Source organism: Thalassolituus sp. UBA6592 (assembly GCF_002433655.1).
Lineage (GTDB): Bacteria > Pseudomonadota > Gammaproteobacteria > Pseudomonadales > Oceanobacteraceae > Venatoribacter.
Genome location: NZ_DJIO01000137.1, coordinates 14375 through 34975 on the forward strand (window position 1 = coordinate 14375; position 20601 = coordinate 34975).

The 20601-nt window shown below is 52.9% G+C and carries 19 protein-coding genes; 8 read left to right on the forward strand and 11 right to left on the reverse strand.

The window, feature by feature from the left end:
* Window positions 1–116: 116 nt before the first annotated feature.
* Window positions 117–458, reverse strand: coding sequence for a pentapeptide repeat-containing protein (locus B2Z72_RS13500; protein ID WP_296980814.1), 342 nt, complete (start codon window positions 456–458; stop codon window positions 117–119).
* Window positions 459–565: 107 nt separating this feature from the next.
* Between B2Z72_RS13500 and B2Z72_RS13505 the strand changes: the two genes are divergently transcribed.
* Together B2Z72_RS13505 and B2Z72_RS13510 are read left to right on the forward strand one after the other, a co-directional pair.
* Window positions 566–2971 carry a DNA polymerase II gene (locus B2Z72_RS13505; RefSeq protein WP_296980813.1) on the forward strand — a complete coding sequence of 802 codons (2406 nt, stop codon included), beginning with the start codon at window positions 566–568 and terminating at the stop codon, window positions 2969–2971.
* Window positions 2972–2990: 19 nt separating this feature from the next.
* A complete protein-coding gene (locus B2Z72_RS13510) occupies window positions 2991–3953 on the forward strand; it encodes a magnesium transporter CorA family protein (RefSeq protein WP_296980811.1) in 963 nt (320 codons plus the stop codon).
* Between the two features lie 21 nt (window positions 3954–3974).
* Here the strand turns inward: B2Z72_RS13510 and B2Z72_RS13515 are convergent, their stop codons facing one another.
* The 6 genes from B2Z72_RS13515 to B2Z72_RS13540 form a co-directional block, all read right to left on the reverse strand.
* A complete protein-coding gene (locus tag B2Z72_RS13515; RefSeq protein WP_296980809.1) occupies window positions 3975–4925 on the reverse strand; it encodes a TIGR00341 family protein in 951 nt (316 codons plus the stop codon).
* 126 nt (window positions 4926–5051) lie between these two features.
* Window positions 5052–6200 (reverse strand): porin, encoded by a 1149-nt coding sequence (locus B2Z72_RS13520; protein ID WP_296980808.1) that lies wholly within the window; start codon window positions 6198–6200, stop codon window positions 5052–5054.
* A 46-nt stretch (window positions 6201–6246) separates the two neighbouring features.
* Window positions 6247–7284 (reverse strand): imelysin family protein, encoded by a 1038-nt coding sequence (locus tag B2Z72_RS13525; protein ID WP_296980806.1) that lies wholly within the window; start codon window positions 7282–7284, stop codon window positions 6247–6249.
* A gap of 78 nt (window positions 7285–7362) precedes the next feature.
* Window positions 7363–8550, reverse strand: a complete 1188-nt coding sequence (locus B2Z72_RS13530) for a DUF1513 domain-containing protein (RefSeq protein ID WP_296980804.1) — start codon at window positions 8548–8550, stop codon at window positions 7363–7365.
* An 86-nt stretch (window positions 8551–8636) separates the two neighbouring features.
* The gene (locus B2Z72_RS13535) at window positions 8637–10247 is read right to left on the reverse strand and encodes a di-heme oxidoredictase family protein (protein ID WP_296980803.1); all 1611 of its coding nucleotides are present in this window, start codon (window positions 10245–10247) and stop codon (window positions 8637–8639) included.
* A gap of 12 nt (window positions 10248–10259) precedes the next feature.
* Window positions 10260–11828: an imelysin family protein gene (locus B2Z72_RS13540; protein ID WP_297005040.1), complete on the reverse strand. Its 1569-nt coding sequence runs from the start codon at window positions 11826–11828 to the stop codon at window positions 10260–10262.
* A gap of 219 nt (window positions 11829–12047) precedes the next feature.
* Between B2Z72_RS13540 and B2Z72_RS13545 the strand changes: the two genes are divergently transcribed.
* From B2Z72_RS13545 to B2Z72_RS13560, 4 genes are all read left to right on the forward strand, one after another.
* Window positions 12048–13310, forward strand: coding sequence for a cytochrome-c peroxidase (locus B2Z72_RS13545; protein ID WP_296980797.1), 1263 nt, complete (start codon window positions 12048–12050; stop codon window positions 13308–13310).
* Window positions 13303–13881: an FMN-binding protein gene (locus tag B2Z72_RS13550; RefSeq protein ID WP_296980795.1), complete on the forward strand. Its 579-nt coding sequence runs from the start codon at window positions 13303–13305 to the stop codon at window positions 13879–13881. Before B2Z72_RS13545 ends, B2Z72_RS13550 begins: the two co-directional genes overlap by 8 nt.
* 16 nt (window positions 13882–13897) lie before the next feature.
* Complete coding sequence (locus B2Z72_RS13555) at window positions 13898–14701, forward strand: PepSY domain-containing protein (RefSeq protein WP_296980793.1); 804 nt, start codon at window positions 13898–13900, stop codon at window positions 14699–14701.
* Between the two features lie 101 nt (window positions 14702–14802).
* Window positions 14803–15531, forward strand: coding sequence for a tRNA-uridine aminocarboxypropyltransferase (locus B2Z72_RS13560; protein ID WP_297005044.1), 729 nt, complete (start codon window positions 14803–14805; stop codon window positions 15529–15531).
* Between the two features lie 12 nt (window positions 15532–15543).
* Here the strand turns inward: B2Z72_RS13560 and cowN are convergent, their stop codons facing one another.
* The 4 genes from cowN to trhA all read right to left on the reverse strand — a co-directional run bounded on the left by cowN (window position 15544) and on the right by trhA (window position 17982).
* Window positions 15544–15867 (reverse strand): N(2)-fixation sustaining protein CowN, encoded by a 324-nt coding sequence (cowN, locus tag B2Z72_RS13565; protein WP_296983953.1) that lies wholly within the window; start codon window positions 15865–15867, stop codon window positions 15544–15546.
* A 112-nt stretch (window positions 15868–15979) separates the two neighbouring features.
* Window positions 15980–16663 carry a Crp/Fnr family transcriptional regulator gene (locus B2Z72_RS13570; RefSeq protein WP_296983955.1) on the reverse strand — a complete coding sequence of 228 codons (684 nt, stop codon included), beginning with the start codon at window positions 16661–16663 and terminating at the stop codon, window positions 15980–15982.
* A gap of 161 nt (window positions 16664–16824) precedes the next feature.
* Entirely contained in the window at window positions 16825–17259 is a 435-nt protein-coding gene (arfB, locus tag B2Z72_RS13575) for an alternative ribosome rescue aminoacyl-tRNA hydrolase ArfB (protein ID WP_296983957.1), read from the reverse strand.
* Window positions 17260–17325: 66 nt separating this feature from the next.
* On the reverse strand, window positions 17326–17982 hold the full coding sequence (gene trhA / locus B2Z72_RS13580; protein WP_296983958.1) for a PAQR family membrane homeostasis protein TrhA: 657 nt from the start codon (window positions 17980–17982) through the stop codon (window positions 17326–17328).
* 163 nt (window positions 17983–18145) lie between these two features.
* Between trhA and B2Z72_RS13585 the strand changes: the two genes are divergently transcribed.
* Together B2Z72_RS13585 and B2Z72_RS13590 are read left to right on the forward strand one after the other, a co-directional pair.
* Window positions 18146–18457 carry a GIY-YIG nuclease family protein gene (locus B2Z72_RS13585; RefSeq protein WP_296983959.1) on the forward strand — a complete coding sequence of 104 codons (312 nt, stop codon included), beginning with the start codon at window positions 18146–18148 and terminating at the stop codon, window positions 18455–18457.
* Window positions 18458–18697: 240 nt separating this feature from the next.
* Window positions 18698–20601, forward strand: a 1904-nt coding sequence (locus B2Z72_RS13590; RefSeq protein ID WP_297005047.1) for a neutral/alkaline non-lysosomal ceramidase N-terminal domain-containing protein, incomplete at its 3' end; no start/stop codon positions are given.

Here is a 20601-nt window from a genome sequence, read left to right on the forward strand (position 1 = left end):
CGTGAAGAAATGTACCTCAAATAACCGGCGCCTTAAATACAGAAAGTACAAGAAAAATAACAATGTAAGACCTTCAGGTCATAAAATATGAAAAATCATGCCAGAGCATCAGAGAATCAGCGGTTGTGACGCAAACGGATACCATGGGTAACGGACAGCAGAATTTCCTGTGCCGGGATTTCGGCCGGGAAATAGCAGCCACTGATTTTGGCATCGGCCAGACTGACGCCATCCATCATGCAGCCACGGAAGTCGACGCCGCGCAGGTCCGAACCACGGAAATAAGCATCAGTAAGATCGATGTCTTTCAGGTTAATATTACGCAGATCCAGACCGCGCAGGTCACAACCGCGCAGATTCACCGCCTGCCCCTGCTCTCTGGCATTATTAAAACCGGCAATGTCGTCGTGGCGCAGCATCTGGTACAGCGGATCCTGACTGATTACGGGAGTTGTCATACTGTCTTACCTGTCTGATAGCTTTAGACTGCACGTTTTTCTTAAAACGCACGCGACGCGCACCAGACACCGGTCCGGAACGCATTAACCTGAGTATAGAACGCCTGATGATTAACGCTTTTTTGTTGACCAGTAGCTGGCAGGACAGCACCGACAGCACAGAGCTGACCTTCTGGTGGCACACCCCAATTGGGCCGGTACGACAAAAAGTATTGCAGGACTCTGTATGTTTTATCGACAGAAAACATCTGCAGCGGGCGCAGGATTGCGCAGCAACGCTTAACTGGCCGGTTAAAATCCGGCCAGTGGCGTTGCAGTCTTTTGCTGCTGAACAGGCGGCGGCCTGTTATATGCCATCGGCCTATGTTTATCGTTGGCGCGATCTGATGGCTGAACAGAACATTGTGTGCCGGGAAGTGGACATAAGACCGACGGACCGTTATCTGATGGAGCGCTTTATTTATGGTTCGGCCGTACTTGAAGGCCAGCTGCAGCAGAATGCATCCGGCGGATCATTTTCTGAACTGACTGATGCCCGGATAAAAGCTATTCCACGGGTGGATGATCTGCCGCCCATGCGCGTTCTGTCGCTGGATATCGAGACCTCTTTTCCACGACGTGGGCAGCCTGATCGCTTATTTTCTGTCGGTTTTTATGCGCAGGACCTGCAACGGGTACTGATGATTGGTGATAGCGCAGAATCCACTCCACAGTTACAGTTTTTTGCTGACGAACTCAGCCTGTTGCAGGCTGCGCTGGCGCTGATTAATGACTACGACCCGGATGTCATCATCGGCTGGAATGTTGTGCAGTTTGACTTCGCTTTCCTGCGCAATAAATGTCGTGAGCATTCACTGCCTTTTAATATCGGCCGTGACGGCAGTGAACTCAGCTGGCGTCAGAGTAACAATAATCCTGACCGTATTTTTCTGCATATCGCCGGGCGTGTGGTGCTGGACGGTATTGATCTGCTGAAAAACGCCACCTGGAATTTTGAATCCTTTGCGCTGGATTATGTGGCTGGTGAATTATTAGGCGAAGGTAAACTTCTGCACGGCGAGCAACGCGGTGACGATATTGAATATTTGTTTGAGCACGATAAAAAAGCGCTGGCCGATTACAACCTGAAAGACTGTGAACTGGTACTGCGTATTTTCGCTAAAGCCGATCTGCTGAATTTCTCAGTTGAACGTTCGAACATGACCGGCCTGCTGATGGATCGTATGGGGGGCTCGGTAGCCGCCTTTGAAAATCTGTACCTGCCACGGCTGCATCGTGCTGGTTATATTGCCCCTAATATCGGTGAGGGTTATCACGAGCAGAAGAGCCCTGGTGGGCTTGTCATGGATTCACGCCCCGGGCTGTTTGAGCATGTTCTGGTGCTGGACTTTAAAAGTCTGTATCCGTCGATTATCCGTACTTTTAAAATTGACCCTCAGGGTCTGACCGAAGGTATGTTGCTGGGCGAAGAATCGGAACAGAATAAAACATCAGTGCCCGGTTTTTTTGGCGGGCGTTTTCATCAGCAGCATCATATTTTACCGGATCTGATCCGCATGCTCGGAGAAAAACGTGAGCAGGCGAAAAAGGCCGGCAATAAAGCGCTGAGTCAGGCCATTAAAGTCATTATGGCATCCTGCTATGGCGTGCTTGGCTCTGAGGGTTGCCGTTTCTACGATACCCGGTTGTCCAGCTCCATCACCAAACGTGGTCACCAGATTATTCAGCAGAGCTCGGCCTGGATTGAAGAGCATGGCTACGATGTGATTTATGGTGATACCGACTCGGTATTTGTCTGGCTGAAAAAAGACGTCAGTGCGGATGAGGCTGACAGCATAGGTAAATCGCTGGCTGCAGGTCTGAACCAATGGTGGCAGAAACGCCTGCGTCAGGAGTTTGCCATCGAAAGTTATCTGGAAATGGAATATGAAACCCATTACCGGCGCTTCTTTATGCCTTCTATCCGCGGCGAAGAAACCGGCAGTAAAAAGCGTTACGCTGGTCTTATTACCAATAGCGCAGGTGACGACGAAATGGTATTTAAAGGGCTCGAAGCGGTACGTACTGACTGGACACCGCTGGCCCGTCGTTTTCAGCGCGAACTGTACCGGAGGATTTTTATGCAGGAATCTTATGGTGACTGGTTACGAACGCAGGTGAACCAACTACTCAATGGTGAACTCGAACACGAACTGGTGTATCGCAAGCGTCTGCGGCGTCCTCTGGCTGAGTATCAGCGAAATATTCCGCCACATGCGCAGGCGGCCGCCAAACTGGAACAATGGCTGGCACTTAAAGGATTGCCTTCCAGATACAGCCGTCGTGGCGGCTGGATCGAATACCGTATTACCGCCGCCGGACCAGAACCCGTATGGCCGGATGGCAGTGACGGCACGCCGGCGGATTACAGTCACTATCTGGAAAAACAGTTAAGACCTCCGGCGGACTCGATCTTTCAGTTCACCGGTGATGATTTTAAAGCGCTGGCTGGTTTGCAGCTGTCGCTATTCTGATTAAATGGAGAAGGTATTTATGCGCACACTTTTGATTGATGGTGATAACGACGTCACCTATGGCGGCGCTGAACTGGTGGCCCGCTGGAAGGCCGACAGCAACGCACGCATCTGGGTCGATCTGTGTGAGCAGAATGATGATGCAGAACGCGCTTTGCTGGAAGATATGGGTTGTCATGCCCTGGCCGTCACTGATGCTCTGCGTGAGCGTCACCCGCCTAAAATTGAAGATTTCGATGACCATGTCTTTATTCTTTATCGGGGCATTAAAAGCTTTGATGATGGATTGAATCATGAAGGGCAGAACATAAGCTTCTTTATTGGCGAGCGCTTTCTGGTTACCCGTCACCCTCATGCCGCAATCAGCATTGACCGTATGATGAAAGATGGCGCTGCGCTACAGCTGAAGAAATCACCTGCCCATCTGGCGCTACGGATTATGCATACCTCGGCGGGTATTTATCTGGACACGGTCCTGGCCTTTGAAGAACGTCTGGTCGATCTGGAAGACGAGCTGATGGAGCAGGGTAATGATGAGCTGATGAAAGAAGTGATCGGTTACAAATCACGTCTGGTGAAATTACGCCGTACCTTCAATTATCACCAGAATATTACCGATGAGCTGAAAACCGGTGAATATTCGCTGTTCCCGGAAGGCAGTGCCATTGATCACGTCGTGATTGATCTGCATGACCGCTTCGAGCGGCTGCACAGTCTGATCAACATGTTCTATGAACTCTGTGGTGATCTGGTGGATGGCTATATTTCCATCACCTCACACCAGCTGAACAGCACCATGCGGGTTCTGACGGTGATTACTGCGATCTTTGTGCCACTGAGTTTTCTCGCCGGACTGTACGGTATGAACTTTGAGTACATACCCGAACTGAAAGTGCAGTACGGGTATTTTATTCTGCTGGCAGTGATGTTTATGCTGGCCGGCGGATTGCTGTGGGCATTCCGCCGGATGCGCTGGCTGTGATTCGGAAACTGTTTTAACGGCTCAGGCAAAGGCTGGCATCTGGTCGGTAAGAAAGACCAGTAATGCCAGCCAGAAAATAATCCCGGCAGCGAATACTGTGCGGGAAATATTGCGGAATTTTTCTTCCCGTGGCTGTATGCCTTTCAGGCGCATGGTCAGCTGAGTGGTGAAATTCACTGAGGCAATGTTCACCGCCAGCAGCGCCAGAGCACCAAAGGCCGAATGCCATTGTTGCATGGCGATCATAATCCCCAGTGTCACCGTCGGAGGCAGTAATGCCACGGCCACCATCACACCAACCAATACCGACGAAACGCCAGTGGTAATCGACAGTGCCGCTGCTGCACCGGAGGCCAGTGCCAGTGCCATGCTGCTCATGCCGACGTGCGTGCGGCTGTCGAGCTCATCAGTGATTACCAGATCCGGGTAGAGCAAGCCGATAATGATGGAAATAACCAGTGCCAATCCGATACCGGCCAGTAGTGTGGCCAGTGCGCGGCGCATTTCTTTCAGGTGACCTAAGGTTGTTGCCATCGACAGGGCAAGGTTGGGGCCCAGCAGTGGGGCGATCACCATGGCACCAATGATGACGGCCACGTTGTTTTCAATTAAACCGATGGCCGCCACAATCGTGGATAAGAACACCAGCATTATAAAATGCCAGTTCAGGCGGCTCTCGGCTGTGAGCCGGCTGGACAGGGATTCCCGCGTCATTGCGGTGGTTTTCAGGCTTTCATTGGGCAGCGCCAGCTCCAGTGGATAAACCAGTACCCGGAAGTTATTTTTCCCTTCCATCATGGTCTGCAGCTGATCGAGCACTTTCTGCGACTTTTCATTACCCAGCAGGATTTTAATCACCACCTGACTGTTATGCTGGCCACTGAGCCAGACATCGCTGACGTCGTTCTTTTTGGCCAGGCGTACGATTTCATCTTCGTTACTGGCGGGGGCTATGACTTCGATAATTAACATGATGGATGACCGCTATCTGCTTCCCTGAATGATATACGCTGACCAGAGTAGCAGAGCGCAATAAAAAAGGCTGCAAAAGCAGCCTTTTCAGTCATTGATACCTGTTCAGTCATCGCTGCCTGCGAATCAGAACTGATAACCCATGCCCAGATTAAAGCCATCAGCATTACCGGCATCATCATTCTGCAGCTGGTAGTCTGCTTTGAACACCACATCAGGATGTACAAAGTAGCTCAGGCCAAAATCCGTCTGTGCTGCATCCACATCTTTTTCCAGCGACCAGTTGCTCTGGCGCACGAAAACACCGAGCTGATCCATGGCTTTCCACGAGACTTCCAGATAGCCGCCGTCCTGTACATCTTTACCGGCGTCTTTGGCGTCATCGCCTTCGAGGTCCCAGCGCGCATACAGACCTTTAACGGTTACGTCAGCGACGGCATAAACAAAATGACCACCGAGCAGGGTGGCGGATTCGGCGTAAGAGGTTTCGGCGCTCTGATCCAGATCCGGCTGATACTGAGCATAGGCTGCCAGCTCCAGACCGGGAACGCCGGTGTATTTAATACGCGCTGTGGTAGCCAGATCGAAGACATCGGCATTGGATGTTTTCTGTTTACCGGCTTTGATATTAAAAGGTTCTGCGTCAGCGCTGGTGGTCGGATCTTCGGTTTTCAGGCCTTCTGACAACAGCAGATCATAGCTGATACCGGAGGCGAAGTTCTGACTGAACATAACGCCGCCCACATACCAGGTGGTGGGGATAACCGTGGTTTCAATCACCGGGCGTTCTGTGCCGTAGTAGTATACCGGCTCATGGGTTTCATTAATCAGGCCCACCGGCGTCAGCACGATACCTGTTTTTAACTGGCTGTTATCGTTCAGATCCATTTCAATATAGGCCTGTTCCAGCTCAACGGCGCCGTCACCATCCGAACCGGGGACGACTGTGTGTTCCACTTCAAATTCAGAGTGCAGGCGGATACGGTCGCTGAACTCGTAACCAACAAATAATACCCAGCGACGGAAATCGAGATTGCGCTGATCTTCACCATCAACGTCCAGATGGTTGTAGTTCAGTTCACCGTAACCACCGAAGTGTACTTTGCTGGTCGCTTCACTCTGGCCTTTTTCTTCTACCGCATCAGCAAGTATTTCCAGGCGGCTGTTGAGTTCCTGAATCTGTTGCTGCAGTTGTTCAACACTGACCTGATCGTCGGCGGCGTAAGCTGCATTGGCAAGAATCACACTGAGCAGCAGAGGTGTTTTTTTATTCATAATGTAGTCCTGTCGTCATTATCTTTGTTGGTTGTGGCTGCTGCTATCAGTCGCCATCGGAAAAATTAATACCCAGACTGACGTCCAGGCTGTCGGGAATTTCACGTTTAAAATTGCCGTCCAGTAACGCAGCGATAGCGTTAAATGAGGTGGCGTCCTGATCGGCAATGGCCTCTTCGGCGGCAGCGATATTAACTTCCACAGCATCAGCGTTGAGGCTGTTACCGGATGCTCGCATCAGGCTGTAAAGGGAGACGCTGGTATTGTCATTGCCGGCGAGTAACAGATTGATGGTATCGATACCGGCCTGAGCGTAAGCCCAGCTGTTGTCGGCCAGTTGCGCAACATTACTGACGGTGTCGCGGTTGCTCATGTAATCCAGATATTCCTGTGCAGAAGTAATGATGGCCGTCATGGCATCGGTACCGTCTTCCAGTGCGTTGCTGGTTAACATTTCAGTAAAGGATATTCCGGACTCGAGATACTCTGTGTGCCAGCCGTCGTAGACATGCTGAGCACGTTGTTGCAGCGCACCGCTTAAACCGACAATGGCGTCGCATTTGCGTGGCGTGGAAGATAATTCGGCAATAACATCTGCCGGCGTCTGACTGCTGCCATCCAGGGTCGAAAAGGCCGCAACTTCAATAGCCAGCAGACCGGTGCGGTTAAATGCCAGCGCAGTAAAATAATCAGTATTCAGCGTGCTGCTGCCAGTGATAGCGGTGGTCAGTGCTTCGCGCACCGTTGCCGTGTATTCATCACCGCGCAGACGGTATGAATCAATAAACAGGTAGGCTGGTGTGATCAGGTTGTCGGTTAAAGGGCCAAAACGGAAGGGAGACAAACTACCCCAGCTGCTGTGTGTGGTGCGCCACTGATTCTGTAAAGCAAGCAGATTTGCACTGTTAATATCACTGCATAAACTCTCAGCACGGCTGGTCAGAGTCTGTGTCTGAGCATAAAAGTCATCCACCGCAGGCACTATGGTTTGAGTGGTAATCTCTCCGAGCGCCAGTGTCAGTGAACCTTCACTGACGGCTACGGCGTCATTCTGCCGCTCGCCACCACAGGCTGATATCAGCATGGGTATCAGTATGGAGCTAAGAGTTACTGCGGATGATTTAAGGTAATTTTTTTTCATAAGAATCACGGTCAGTAAGGGTTAACTGATGAACAATCCGGTTGCCTGAGTTGTTATTGAAAACATATGGTTATCCCAGCGCATATTGTCGTAATTTTTTCGCAGGGATTTATTTTCACGCAGACTGATTGCAGATAACTGGCGTATTTCGCCAGCGGAATTAGACAGCACGAAATATTGCTCATCGCGGGTTTTGGTCAGACCGCAGACATCGTGAAAACTGTGGTATCCAACCAGCTCGCCGCTGTCGATATGCCAGAATCCGGCGATATCACCCCGTGGGCTGGTGAAGCCGGCGATACGTTCTTTATTATTGATAACCACGCTGCCCATATAATCATTAAAGTGACTGATCAGGGCATCCGGCGCCTGCAGCAGCTGCAACGAGGGTTCTCCGGGTTTATGAAGCGCGGCAAGAAAAACCAGATGATTATCTGACATGGCCGGACGCTGTACCTGGGTGGCAATGGCCACGGTACCATCATCGGCTACATCAAGATGGCGGATGCTGGCTTTGCTTTCGTTGAGCGTGTGCTGACTCAGTAATCTGCCGCTGGTGCTGTCGATATACACCAGTGAAGACTGCATGCTGTCGAGATTCAGAATTGTGCGGCCACTGTCAGGATGGGTGCGCAAACCACCATTGGCCACAACCAGCGTTTTTGCATCCGGCATTAAATGCACATCGTGCGGACCGATGCCGTGTGTTAAAAATTCAGCAATGATTTTATAGTTGCGAGTGTCGCGCAGTATCAGTTTTCCTTCGCCACTGCGGTAATCTGATTCGGTGGTAAACAGCACACTGCCATCAGTACTGAAGCAGCCATGCCCGTGCATATGATGTCCGGCAGGGGAGGAAAATCGCTGGATAATATTGCCGCTGCTGATATCGACCACGATGCCTTCAGTTCCCGGGCTGCGGGAAAACATCAGCATGATATTGGCCTGTTGCGGATGGTGTGCCGCGCCGTGGCCACGAAACCCGGATAAAACACTCGTTGGCTGCGCAGAGGTTGTCTGAGCATCAGCAGCGCTGATCCAGCTCATTGCGTAATGCTCTGCATCGCCTCCCTGAGCTGATACCCAGAGTTCATGTCCGGCGTTGTTCTCTTTTGACCCGGCAGTAAGCCCATGTACCAAAGGTGTGCCGGCAATGACCGGTGCTATGGCCGCACTGAACAGCGAGCCGGTAAAAGAACGGCGGCTCATCCTGTTTTGACCTGAACCCGGATTGGTCTTTTGCGATTTCATCATTGCCTCCATAACCTGTTTTGTGCTGTTTTTGCTGGAGATTTTTATAAAGATTCAACAAAGCGGATAAGCGCCATACGGCTGCTTTTATCCATCTGCAAAAAATTCTGCAGCGCGCCGCTGGCTTCACCACCGTGCCAGAGAATCGCTTCTTCAACGCTGCGCGCACGACCGTCATGCAGGAAGCTGTTACTGCCGTTCACCCGCTGAGAAAGGCCGGTTCCCCACAAGGGAGGTGTGCGCCATTCGTTGCCAGTGGCAAGAAAATCCGGGCGCTTATCCGCCAGACCGTCGCCCATGTCGTGTAATAAAAAGTCGCTGTAAGGCCAGATAGTCTGATTCAGCAGATGAGTATTGTTCTGGCTTGTTCCGGCTGTACTGTCACGGGTTATGAAGGATGGCTGATGACACAGGTGGCAGCCGCTCTGATAAAAAAGGTCACGGCCGTTTAATACTTCAGGATCATTGGCATCGCGTCGTTCCGGTACTGCAAGATTACGGCTGAATTCTGTCACCAGAGCTAACAGCTCAGCGGGTAATTCAAATTCGTTATTACTGGTACCATGAATCTGCTGATTGCATACCGCTTGAGCGGCAGTGCAGGGCTGCGATGGAAACAGTGGGTTACTGATGCCGATGTCGTTGGCAAACGCAGACGCTACGACCATGTCCATATTCGGACGATTGGCTTTTAAACCAAAACGGCCGGGAACAGTCTTCCCGCTCACCGCATCCCAGACTCTATTGACGCGCCCGGAAATACCGTCCTGATTGCTGTCGTCAGGGTCTGCCAGGCGGTCAATAGCCTGCTGTGGAATTGCTTCGATTAATCCCATGCCGTGAATTGCCGGGGCATTGCGCAGACTGATCTGCGTGTTTTCGTGCAGTGGCCCGTAACTTAAATAGCGGATATCGGCTTCGGGCCAGCGGATTTCCGTCTGGCTGCCATCCGCGTAGGTGATGGTTTTACTGTGCCAGTTGATATAAACGTAGGCTTCTGGAGAGACATCGCCTTTGGCATGAATCTGTTGTGGGTCTGAGGCGCGTAACTGGTGGTGCAGCGCAATGGACTGCCCCTGTAATTGTTCACCGTAAACCGGCTCTGGAATAACGCCAATGCGCGGATCAATATCATCAGGGCTTTCTGCCGGGATGCTCAGACGCAGAAAAGCATTAAAAACAGCCGAATTGCTGTCGTCCGGCAGGCGTCCTTTACCGCCACGAATGTGGCAGGCGAGACAGGCGCGGGCATTGTATAAAGGGCCTAAACCATCGCGTGCCGTGGTAATTGTCGGTGCTTTAACCCAGGGCTGTTCAGCCAGGGCTTTACCAGCAAAAAAATCAGCTTTTAAATCGTCCGGCAGGTTTTCTGCCACCTTATCAAAAGCCGGAAAAGGTTGAATAGATGTGGTGGTATCGCCACCGGGTTTCAGTTCTGATGCACTGACCGGCGGGCTTTTAATTTCTGCTGAACTGAGCTCTGTGTTATTGCTGTTTTCAGCATGGTTGTTTGCAACCTTATTGTTGTCATCATGACTCTCTGCAGAACAGGCGCTGAGCAGCAGTATACTGCTCAGCGCTGTAACGCGGGCGAATAGGTTCAGCTGCGTACCGGATAAATAATCAGATAAATAACCGTAAAACATGGCAGCCATTCGCCTCCCGGTTTATTCGCAGCTCAGTGATGAAACATCACAGCCGGTTGCGTCGTCCTGAGTAATGTCTGAGGTGATAGCAAGAGCATCCGCCAGATCTTCCAGCGCTTCACTTTCGGAGTACAGGGCCAGAATGGTGTTCTGCACTTCGCTGTTGCTGCTGTCCATTATCAGTACATCGAACGGTTCACCGTTACGCGCTTTGGCGTCAATAGCCTGATAGCGGCTTGCTGTTTCGGTCAGGGTTGCTTCGACTTCGGCTTTAATATCGCTCAGGCCTGCGTCGTTCAGATAATCATCGATACCGTAGCCTTCATAGGCGCGGCCGGTTTCATCGCCGGAACCTACGAGTCCATCCAGCGTACTGTCGTAACCGGCGTAATCGCCGTAGTAGCTGTTGGAAATACCTTCGGCGTTCAGCCAGATATCACGGTGGGTGTTATCGGAGAAACAGGAGTGCTCGTCTTCCTGCGAATTAGCCAGCAGAGCAATCAGCATACGTTCACCGGCCAGCTCGCCCTGAGCCAGAGTGCCCATACCGGTCAGAATTTCTGCCAGTTTGGTTTTGGCATCGGCTTCGTCTGCCACTGTGGTAAAGGTATCGTAAAAATTACCGTCGCCAGCCGGGTCCCAGGCATCACGGACTGTAGTGAGATCGGCAATCAGTTTGTCGACCACAACTTCGAGGAATTTATGACGGCGGTTAGAGGCCTCTGTGTTGTCAAATACAACGGAGCTGCCGTCGTATCCAGGCTGGAAATCACTAACAGGGCGCTGACCGCCGGAGGCAAAAGCATTTTCCGGTGATGCAGAATCTTTAACCGCTTCGGTTTTTACCGCTTCGTCACGGTCGGTGCCGTCAGTAATAGCAGCGGAATCATTCAGGTCCTGCCCCCACAGCATAAATTCGATGGCGTGGTAGCCGGAAATAACATCGTGGCCGTCACCGGCTTCGGAATTGTCTTCCAGTAAGGCGGTATTAATTTCGATACTGGTGTCACCGATGATGTTATCGGACGGATTGGCATCGGCGTAAGCCGCGGTAATTTCATTGGTGCCGGATTGTGCGTCGGCTTCACCTATGCCGTCGATGGTGGTAAATGCACCGACCTGATCGTCGCCAAAATCACCGTAAGCACTGGTATCGACAGTAACGTAGTCAATCAGAGCTTCGCCCAGAGGCCAGGCGTTAATCGCGCCTTCCGGACCTTCTTCGTTGTCATCCGGATAGGTCGTGGAATCCACCGGGGTAGCGCGGAAACGATACACCTCGGTCTGACCATAAGGTTCGCGGGCGACCAGCCAGGCTTTGCGGGCAGCTTCCAGATTGGCTTGTGAAGGATCTGTGCGCAGGGCAGTAAGAGCTGTTTTCAGCGCCTGAGCGGCATCAACGGCATCGGCGTAAGCGCGGTAAGCGATGGTGGCATTGCTTTGCAGAATTTTGCCGACATTTTCGACATTGATCTGATGGCTGCCGCTGCCGGTATCGTCAGAAGACGAGGATGAACCACCGCCGCCACCACCACAGGCAGTCAGGAGGGTTGCAGTAAAAACGGCCGTAGCCAGGTGCGTCAGTTTCATCGGAATCTCCTTGTCAGATACCAGTTTTTCGTTGTTGTTCGGGTGAGCGTGCATCCGTAGCGATAAAAAATTGATCTGGGGAGCTATACCCCTAGTTCGTTTGCGGATAATATTCGTGTTACGAACGATTATCAACAATAACTAGATTCTCAAATAATTAATAAAAATATCGATAAAGATCGGGCAAAGAGAATGAGAGTTTGCTGAGAGGGATGAGCTGTGAAGAAATATTATGCGAATAAAACTGCGCTGCTGACGGCCGTGGCGCTGTTGTTAACGGCCTGCGGCGGAGGTTCTTCCGGCGGGTCAGCATCATCTGCCGAACCTGTGTTCAGTTCCCAGACGGAGCTGGGTAAAGCGCTGTTCAATGATGCCAATCTGTCGGCTAACCGCACCCAGTCCTGTGCCACCTGCCACGATCCGGATCATGCCTTCAGTGATGCACGAACCGGTGCCGATGGTCATGTGCGTGCAGTGTCTCTGGGGGATGACGGTGTGTCATTGGGGGACCGTAATGCACCGACGGCAACGTATGCCATGTTCAGTCCGCAGTTTAATGCTGATACCACACGCCAGCGTTTTAACAGTGAACAGCCGGATTACAGCGGACCTGTTGGCGGTCAGTTTCATGATGGCCGGGCGGCAACGCTGGCAGATCAGGCGGGTGGGCCGCCATTAAATCCAGTTGAAATGGGCATGGCCGATAAAGCAGCGGTGGTTGATCGTCTGCGCGCTGATGCCAATTACAGCACGGCGTTTGAATCCTTTTATGGCGCCGATATTTTTGCCGATACCGATGCTGCTTACACGGCCATGACCAGAGCCATTGCGGCGTTTGAACGCACGGATGAACTGGCAACCTTTGATTCTGCCTATGATCGTTTTTTACAGGCACAGGACAGTGGCGATAACGTCGCCAGTGCCGAATATCTGTTTTCCCGTGCTGGTGCCGGGCGGGTATTGTTCTTTTCGGTGCAGTTTACCAACTGCGCCACCTGTCACCAGTTGAATGCGCAGGGCAGCAGTACAGAAACCTTCAGTGGTTACGAATATCACAATATCGGTGTGCCGGTTAATTCTGCAGTGCGGGCCGCTAATGGCTCGGATGCAGAATTTATCGATACTGGTTTGCAGAATAATAACGAAGCGGTCAGCGCCGATATTCACAAAGGCAAATTCAAAGTACCGACGTTGCGCAATGTCGCGGTTACCGCGCCTTATATGCACAACGGCGTATTCCGCGATCTCGAAACTGTGATTCATTTTTACGATCACTATCTGACCGGTTCAGAGCGTCAGACCAACCCGGAAACCGGTCTGCCCTGGGCTGATCCGGAAGTAGCCGCTACCGTCAGTCTGACTGAACTCAGCGATGGTGATTCGTTAAATGATGAAGAAGTGGGTGACCTGATCTGTTTCCTGCGCTCGTTAACCGATGCCCGTTACGAAAGTCTGCTGCCGGATGATGGTCTCTGTGATTAAGCCGTTTCTATTTTTGCTGACCGCGTTTTCTGCCGGCATCGCGTTTTCTGCCGGCATCGCGTTTTCTGCCGGCATAGCACAGGCCGAAGAATATCTGAGCCCGGCGGATTTTTATGCTCAGGCATTTTCTGCAGAGGCTGTGGATAACGCGGAAATTAAAACGCTGTGGCTGAAAAAAGAAGATAAGGCCGAGGCGGAAAAAATCTTTGCCCATCCCTATGCCGGTTTGCGTGTGCGTTACCGTATACAGGGCAAAACCACTGCCTGGGTTATGGATGAAATTGGCAAAGAAAAACCGATTACTATTGGTGTGATCATTGATGGGCATCAGATCCGTCAGGTGTCCGTACTGGCGTTTAATGAATCCCGTGGCTGGGAAATTAAATATCCGTTTTTTACTGACCAGTTCCGCGGTCTGTCACTGCAGGATGATAACCATCTGAGCGACAACATTGACGGTATTACCGGTGCAACTCTGTCGGTGAATGCCGTACGGGCGGTGTCGCGCTGGGCACTGTATCTGAACCGTCAGGTGAATACGTCTGCCACCAAAAATCTTGCCCACGAATAACGGGAGTTGCTGAATTATGTCGCCGTTGATCAGTGCCTTTTCACGTTTGGCTGGCTGGATTAAATGGCATCGCCGCGCCGGGCTGCTGGTCGCTCCGGTTCTGGTGATGGTAGCCGTCACCGGTTTATTGATTAATCACAGTGAGGATTTTGACTGGCATTCTGAGCCAGTGTATTCGCCGTTTATTGGCTGGCTTTACGGTATACCGCCACAGCGGATTCAGCAGGGTGTCCGTGTCAATAATGACTGGCTGGTCCAGGTTGGCGACGATATTTATCTCACTTCAGAGGCGCGCCGCACGGGTCTGCAGGAGAGTGCATTACTGCAATGCCGCAAAACTGCCTTCAGTGCAGCGTTGTGGCAAATGGGATTTTTCGTGCTCTGTGACCACGGCCTGAATCTGTACCTGAGCGATGGTCAGCTGGTGGAAAAAATCACGGAGTTACCGCCTCAGGCGATGGTTGCCGGTCAACTCACCGGCGAAAACGGCGGCAGCTCTGTTGCTCTGCGTTCCGAAACCTCGGCCTGGTATCTGGATGAAAACAGCTGGCAGTGGCAGCCATTGAATGTTGATGATGCCAGTGAGCGGGTGCAGTGGTCAGAGTCAGTAGTCTTACCGGATATACTGCTTAACCAGGTGAATGCGGCTATGCCGTTGCCGGGCTTATCACTGGAGCGGGTGCTGCTGGATTTACACAGCGGGCGTTTGTTTGGTCAGTGGGGAATCTGGGTGGTGGATGCCAGTGCGGTGCTGATGTTGTTTCTGGCATTCAGTGGCACGCTGACCTGGGCGATCCGTCAGCGACGTAAACGGCGCTGATACAATTGGCAAATTGATCGGCTTACAGTGGCGGGCTACACTGGCGGCGTTTTCATACAGCCTTTGTTATTTCTCAAGCCAGTTAACGCCAGACTTCTTTTATGTGCCCCATTCCTGTTCCTCCGGTGCCGTCCGCTGACGAAACCTCGGTTACCCGTCTGCGCCGTGAGCAGCTGGCTAAATCGACCCGTGAATTTCTCGCCCGTGGTGGTCGTGTTGCACGTTGCGACACCTGCCTGCTGGCACAGGCGCATTGTATCTGCGATCAGCGTCCGGCGGTTAATAAAGAGCTGCCTCTCGCGTTTCTGTTTCTGATGTATCAGGGGGAAGTGTACAAGCCGAGTAATACCGGGCGTCTGATTGCCGATGTCATCGCAGATAATCATGCCTTTCAATGGCAGCGTACGGTGCATGAACCGGCCTTACTGGCCTTATTAAAAGCCCCGCAGTATCAGCCGATTGTGGTGTTCCCACATGAATACGCTGACGAGCGCCCGTGCATTCATTCACCCACTGAATTACCGCAAGTTGCCAGCGGTGAGAAAAAGCCATTATTCGTCATGCTCGACGGTACCTGGCGGGAAGCGCGGAAAATGTTCCGCAGCCCCCATCTGAATGACTTGCCGGTATTGGGTATTCAGCCGACAACCATTTCTCAGTATCAGTTGCGTGAAGCCTTTCATGAGCATCAGCTGTGTACTGCGGAAGTCGGCATTGAAGTGATTCGTCTGGCCGGGGAAGACGCTGTAGCCGATGAACTGGCGCGTTACTTCACCGTGTTTCGCCGCAATTATCTGGCCGGTAAAGCCAATATCCGCACTAAGCTCTGAACGGCTGCGCGCTCAGCAGCATTCCTGCTCAAGATCCCACAGCAGGTTGTACAGGGCGTCATCTTCCAGGGTTTCCAGATAGGCGTAGAGATTGTTCATCTGTGCGCCGACAAAATACAGGTTGTCCTGATTCAGTTTTGCCTGTTGCTCACGTTTCTGGCGGAAGTATTCCTGCCAGCGCGGGTCGCCGTGTCCCTGAGTGATGTGATTTTCCAGTTTCTGCATAAATTCATTGGCGTTGCGGTCACATTCGATACCGCAGAAGGATACGTAACGGTCCGTCTGGCTTTTGGACTGGGGCTGGGTACTCATGGTGTTCTCTGAACTTGTCTCCACACTCGTCTCCACGCTTGTCTGTCTGCATTAGTTATATGCAGGAATTCGCTGTGCCGGGTTATTGAATTTTCCTTATGGGCGACACTCTAGCGGTAGCGGATTCTGGCGTCTGTCAGCTGGCTGACAGTTGTTGCAGGTGGGGGACATTAAGCAGTTGCAGATGAAGGCGGTCCGGGCGGGCAAGAACCTGTTCTTTGATCAGACGGTTGAGCAGGGTCGACAGCGTCTGGCGCGAGGTGCCGAGCAAACTGGCGAGCAACTCGGTGTGGCCGGTGAGCTGAATGATGTCGTTATTATCCGCCGCGTTCTGGTCGCTGTGTTCCAGCAGTAAGTAGCGGGCAAGCCGCGACTCCACCGGGCGGAAAGCCAGATCTTCAATCAGATTGGTGGCCTGGTGCAGCATCATGCCGACTTCGCGTAATGCAATCAGCGCCAGTTGTGGGCGCGAGCTGATCAGTTCATGCAGCTGCTCGATAGGCCAGCTGCTGATGTCACAGGGGCTTAGCGCCTCGACCCAGGCGCGGGTGTGGGTAACGTAAATACTGCCGGGTTTGAGCCAGCCCAGTGTCAGTTCCTTCTGCTCGCCGGACAGGCAGATACGGGCACTGCCTGCCTTAAGCAGAAACACCTGATTATTGCCACTGTCAGGGCGCGAGATCATTTCACCGCTGGCAAAGTGCCGGTCGTTACCGGCCGGCAGCTGCTGAATCCAGTGCAGGCTGTTGTTTTCGCCAGTGTCGTCGCCGGTGCTGTTGCCGCCGGGCGACCCCATACTGACGGAGGAAGGGTGAGGCATGGCAAATATCCATACATGATGTCTGGATACAGAGTGACTGAGTTCGCCTCAGCTGCGAAGTAAAAGTGTTGTGACGGGCTAACAGAGCGAACAATCCGCGCAGTTTTTTTCCTGCTGTTAAGGCGTACTGAGCAAAGCTGGGGAGGGCTTAACAGTCGCGGTTAAAAATCGCGCACTTTACCGCGCATACTTTTGATGCTGCCGCGCTGGGTTTTCTGATCCATGCGTTTCTTTTTTGCTGAGCGGGTGGGCTTGGTGGCAATGCGTTTGGCCTGCACCTTGCCTACGCCCTGAATCAGCTGCTGCAGACGCTCAAGGGCATCCTGACGGTTCTGCTCCTGGGTGCGGAACTGCTGTGCCTTGATAATCAGTACACCGTCGCGGGTCAGGCGCTGATCGTTCAGCTGCAGCAGTTTTTCTTTGTAAAACTCCGGCAGGGATGAGGCTTTGATGTCGAAGCGCAGGTGGATGGCAGAGGAAACCTTATTGACGTTCTGGCCACCGGCGCCCTGAGCCCGGATCGCGCTCATATCGATTTCGCTGAAGGGGATGTGCACGGCGCGGCTGATAAAAAGGGGATCGCTGATATCGTTCATAGTGGTTCAGAGTCAAAGCGGACAGCAAGGCTAACGCGTTACTGTGCGCTTTTCAAAAGTCTCTGCTCAGCCTACCGGTACATCGGCCAGATGATAGGCAATGGCCCAGAAGTGACAGAAGCCACCGGCAATAACAAATAAATGCCAGATTTCATGGAAGCCAAACCATTTCGGCCAGGGGTCCGGCCATTTGGTGGCGTACACCACGGCGCCCACGGTGTAACAGATACCGCCATAAGCAATCCAGCGCAAAGCATCAGCGGGAATCTGATCGACCACCGGCCAGACAAACACAACCAGCCAGCCCATCAGAATGTAAATCACGGTAGAGAACCAGCGCGGTGCACTGATCCACACCACTTTCAGTACCACGCCAATAATGGCCAGCGCCCAGACCACGCCAAACAGCCACCAACCGGTGGGGCCATTTAACGGTACCAGACAAACCGGGGTGTAAGTCCCGGCAATCAGCAGAAAGATGGCCATGTGGTCCACGCGTTTGAGCCAGCGGATGACATCATCGGAAGCATGAATCAGGTGGTAAACCGTGCTGCTGGCAAACATGGCCAGCAGGGTTGCACCAAAAATCATAAAGGAAACCATGTGCCACACACCGCCGTGAACGGCAGCCTGAGCAGCAAGGATACAAAGGGCGACGATGGCGAAAATTGCGCCGGCCAGATGAGTGAGGCCGCTTATGGGTTCGCGGAATACTGAGTGCATGTGGAGTGCCTGACTGCTTTCAATAATGACTTTGCAACGCGTCTGCCGGCAAATAAAACCGTTGGAACTGGCTAACGAAAAACAACGCAACGGATTCTGTTTCTTTAAGTTTGTCGCCGGGAGCGTACCATACGGCTTCATCTGACAATCAACAAGGTCGATTGTGCCCGAAATAAAATCATCCGCTGGCCCGAAAGCACTCTCACAATGGAGCCTGTATCTGGTCCGTACTGCATCCGGCTCACTTTATTGTGGCATCACCACCGACACTGAGCGGCGCTTTGCTGAGCACTGTGCCAGCGGGGCAAAATGCGCCCGTGCCCTGCGTGGACGCGGGCCGCTGCAGCTGGTTTTCCAGCAGCCGGTTGGCGATAAAAGCATGGCGCTGAAGCTGGAATACCGGGTTAAACAATTATCTAAAATTCAGAAAGAACGTCTGGTGCGCGGCGAGCGCAGTCTGCCGGACAGTGACTGACAGCAAGGCAGTTATTCTCTGGCAGGTATTCATATCGGTGGCGCAGACGGCATTGCCGGTCAGGCCAGGGTACTGCTGAATTTGTCCTGAGCGGACAGGTGAAACACAAATAAAACCATGGTACAAGAAGTGTGATTCATCCGCTGCTTTTCCGGACAGGGTGAGTGTTTCCGTGTTTCCGGATTACCGGCTGCTGCAGTCAGAACAATAAAAATCAGAATAATAAGAAAAGGTACCACCATGCTTCTCTCCTCCTGCATCAGCGCTGGTCTCTGGCGTGTTGCCCTGCTGTTGCTCAGTGGCCTGTTACTTACATCTTTGACCGCGTGCGCGACCAGTAAAAATATCGTCGTGCAACAGCCCCGGGTGTTTGCACCTGTGTTGAGCAATGACAGCCAGCAGGCAACCGCCTGGGCTGTTTCTGTGGATATTACGCCGCCACCGGGCATGCCCATGGGCGGTTATTCGGTGATGGCCAATCGCGGCCAGGGATTCCGTACCCGCATCAAAGCTCGGGTGGTCTATCTGAATGATGGCAAAGGCCAGTCGCTGGCGCTGGTGCAAACGGATCTGACCGCCGCTTCGCTGTTGCTGCAGCACGAGGTGGCCAGCCGGGTTGCTGCACAGACTGGGCTGCGCCCGGCGGATATTGCCATTACCGCTTCCCACAGCCATTCCGCGCCGGTCAATTTCTTCGACAACGATTTCTACAATAAGCACACGTCCAGCGGTCAGTGGCTGGAGCCTGAATTTCTGGAATTTGCTGCGTCACGCATTGCAGCGGGAGTTATTGAGGCGCACGGCAAACGCCGGCCGGCAAAAATCGCCACCGGCAAAAAAGATATCTACGGCTATAACCGCAACCGGGCGCTGGATTCTTACGTGCTGAACGCTGACGCCGGTGATATTGACCTGAACGATGAGCAGGCAAAATTCCGCACGGTGAATCCTTCGCTTTATATGGTGCGCATCGATGTGGCGGCGGATTCCGGCGAGTACCTGCCACTGGCGGCTTTCTCCAGTTTTTCCGTCCATGCTACGGCGCTGACGGCACCGGTGGAGGTGTATAACGCCGATCTGTTTGCTTACGCACAGAAAGATCTGGAATGGCAGATCGCCGCTCAGTATCAAACGCCCTGGCCGGTGGTTCATGCCCTCAGTACAGGTACTCAGGGGGATATGGCTCCGGCACTGGAAGAACATGGTGATAACTGGCTTGGTCACTTTGCCGTTAACTGGAAGGCTGCGAAAACGCTGGGACAGGGCATTGGCAAAGAAGCCATTGCCCTGTTCGAATCACTGCAACCTGAACTCAGTAACGAGGTCACGCTGACAGCTGCGGCGCGGGAGCTGAATATCCGTGACCACAACCGCATTGGCGATATTGAGATCTGCCATGATGCCGCAGTAGGCAACGCGTTGGCCGCCGGTGCTTATGAGCGCCGTACCCCCTGGCTGACACTGGTGCCGTTTTTTCATGGCGGCAATGTGATGGCGCGGCGCTGGTGGTTTTTTACCGATGGTTGTCAGGGTAATAAGCGGCACCTGGGCTTTTCTTTTCTGCAGCCCATTCTGGAACCGAAAGACAGCTTCCCGGATACCGTTATGTTCCAGTTGCTGCGCATCAATGACATGGTCATCCTCCCTGTACCGTTTGAATCCACCACCGAAGCCGGGCGCCGTATGGCGGCGGCCGTTAAGGCGGAACTGCAGGCTGACGGACAGGACGCTAAGTATGTCTGGGTGGCCAGTAATGCCAACGGCTACTTTGGTTACACCACCACACCGGAAGAGTACCGCCGGCAGAACTACGAAGGCGGACATACCCTCTACGGCCAGTTCTCCACCCCCTATATTGCCGCTCAGCTGGGAGCGCTGGCCCGTGATCTCGCCCATCACGGCGAGGTTCAGGAATATCTGCCCGCCTGGCAGTACCGCTTAAAAGTGAACGACTTTCTTGCTGATCCGCAGCCAGCACAAGGGCAGCGCCGCTGGCTGCTGGAACCAAAGGTCCGGCTTGCACGGGCCAGCAACGAAGAGGATTACATTGCCGTGCGCTGGCTGGATGTCGGGCCGTCGCTTATCGCCTTTGACCGGCGTCTGGTCAGCGTCGAGCAGCGGCTGGGCTGTGAGTGGCTGCCTTT

Coding starts and splice junctions, on each gene's coding strand:
- B2Z72_RS13525 (WP_296980806.1), bottom strand. CDS start 7,284: ATGCTGATATCAGCCTGTGGTGGCGAGCGGCAGAATGACGCCGTAGCC.
- B2Z72_RS13570 (WP_296983955.1), bottom strand. CDS start 16,663: ATGCCTCACCCTTCCTCCGTCAGTATGGGGTCGCCCGGCGGCAACAGC.
- trhA (WP_296983958.1), bottom strand. CDS start 17,982: ATGCACTCAGTATTCCGCGAACCCATAAGCGGCCTCACTCATCTGGCC.
- B2Z72_RS13510 (WP_296980811.1), top strand. CDS start 2,991: ATGCGCACACTTTTGATTGATGGTGATAACGACGTCACCTATGGCGGC.
- B2Z72_RS13560 (WP_297005044.1), top strand. CDS start 14,803: ATGTGCCCCATTCCTGTTCCTCCGGTGCCGTCCGCTGACGAAACCTCG.
- B2Z72_RS13505 (WP_296980813.1), top strand. CDS start 566: ATGATTAACGCTTTTTTGTTGACCAGTAGCTGGCAGGACAGCACCGAC.
- B2Z72_RS13515 (WP_296980809.1), bottom strand. CDS start 4,925: ATGTTAATTATCGAAGTCATAGCCCCCGCCAGTAACGAAGATGAAATC.
- B2Z72_RS13540 (WP_297005040.1), bottom strand. CDS start 11,828: ATGAAACTGACGCACCTGGCTACGGCCGTTTTTACTGCAACCCTCCTG.
- B2Z72_RS13520 (WP_296980808.1), bottom strand. CDS start 6,200: ATGAATAAAAAAACACCTCTGCTGCTCAGTGTGATTCTTGCCAATGCA.
- B2Z72_RS13535 (WP_296980803.1), bottom strand. CDS start 10,247: ATGGCTGCCATGTTTTACGGTTATTTATCTGATTATTTATCCGGTACG.
- arfB (WP_296983957.1), bottom strand. CDS start 17,259: ATGAACGATATCAGCGATCCCCTTTTTATCAGCCGCGCCGTGCACATC.
- B2Z72_RS13530 (WP_296980804.1), bottom strand. CDS start 8,550: ATGAGCCGCCGTTCTTTTACCGGCTCGCTGTTCAGTGCGGCCATAGCA.
- B2Z72_RS13555 (WP_296980793.1), top strand. CDS start 13,898: ATGTCGCCGTTGATCAGTGCCTTTTCACGTTTGGCTGGCTGGATTAAA.
- B2Z72_RS13500 (WP_296980814.1), bottom strand. CDS start 458: ATGACAACTCCCGTAATCAGTCAGGATCCGCTGTACCAGATGCTGCGC.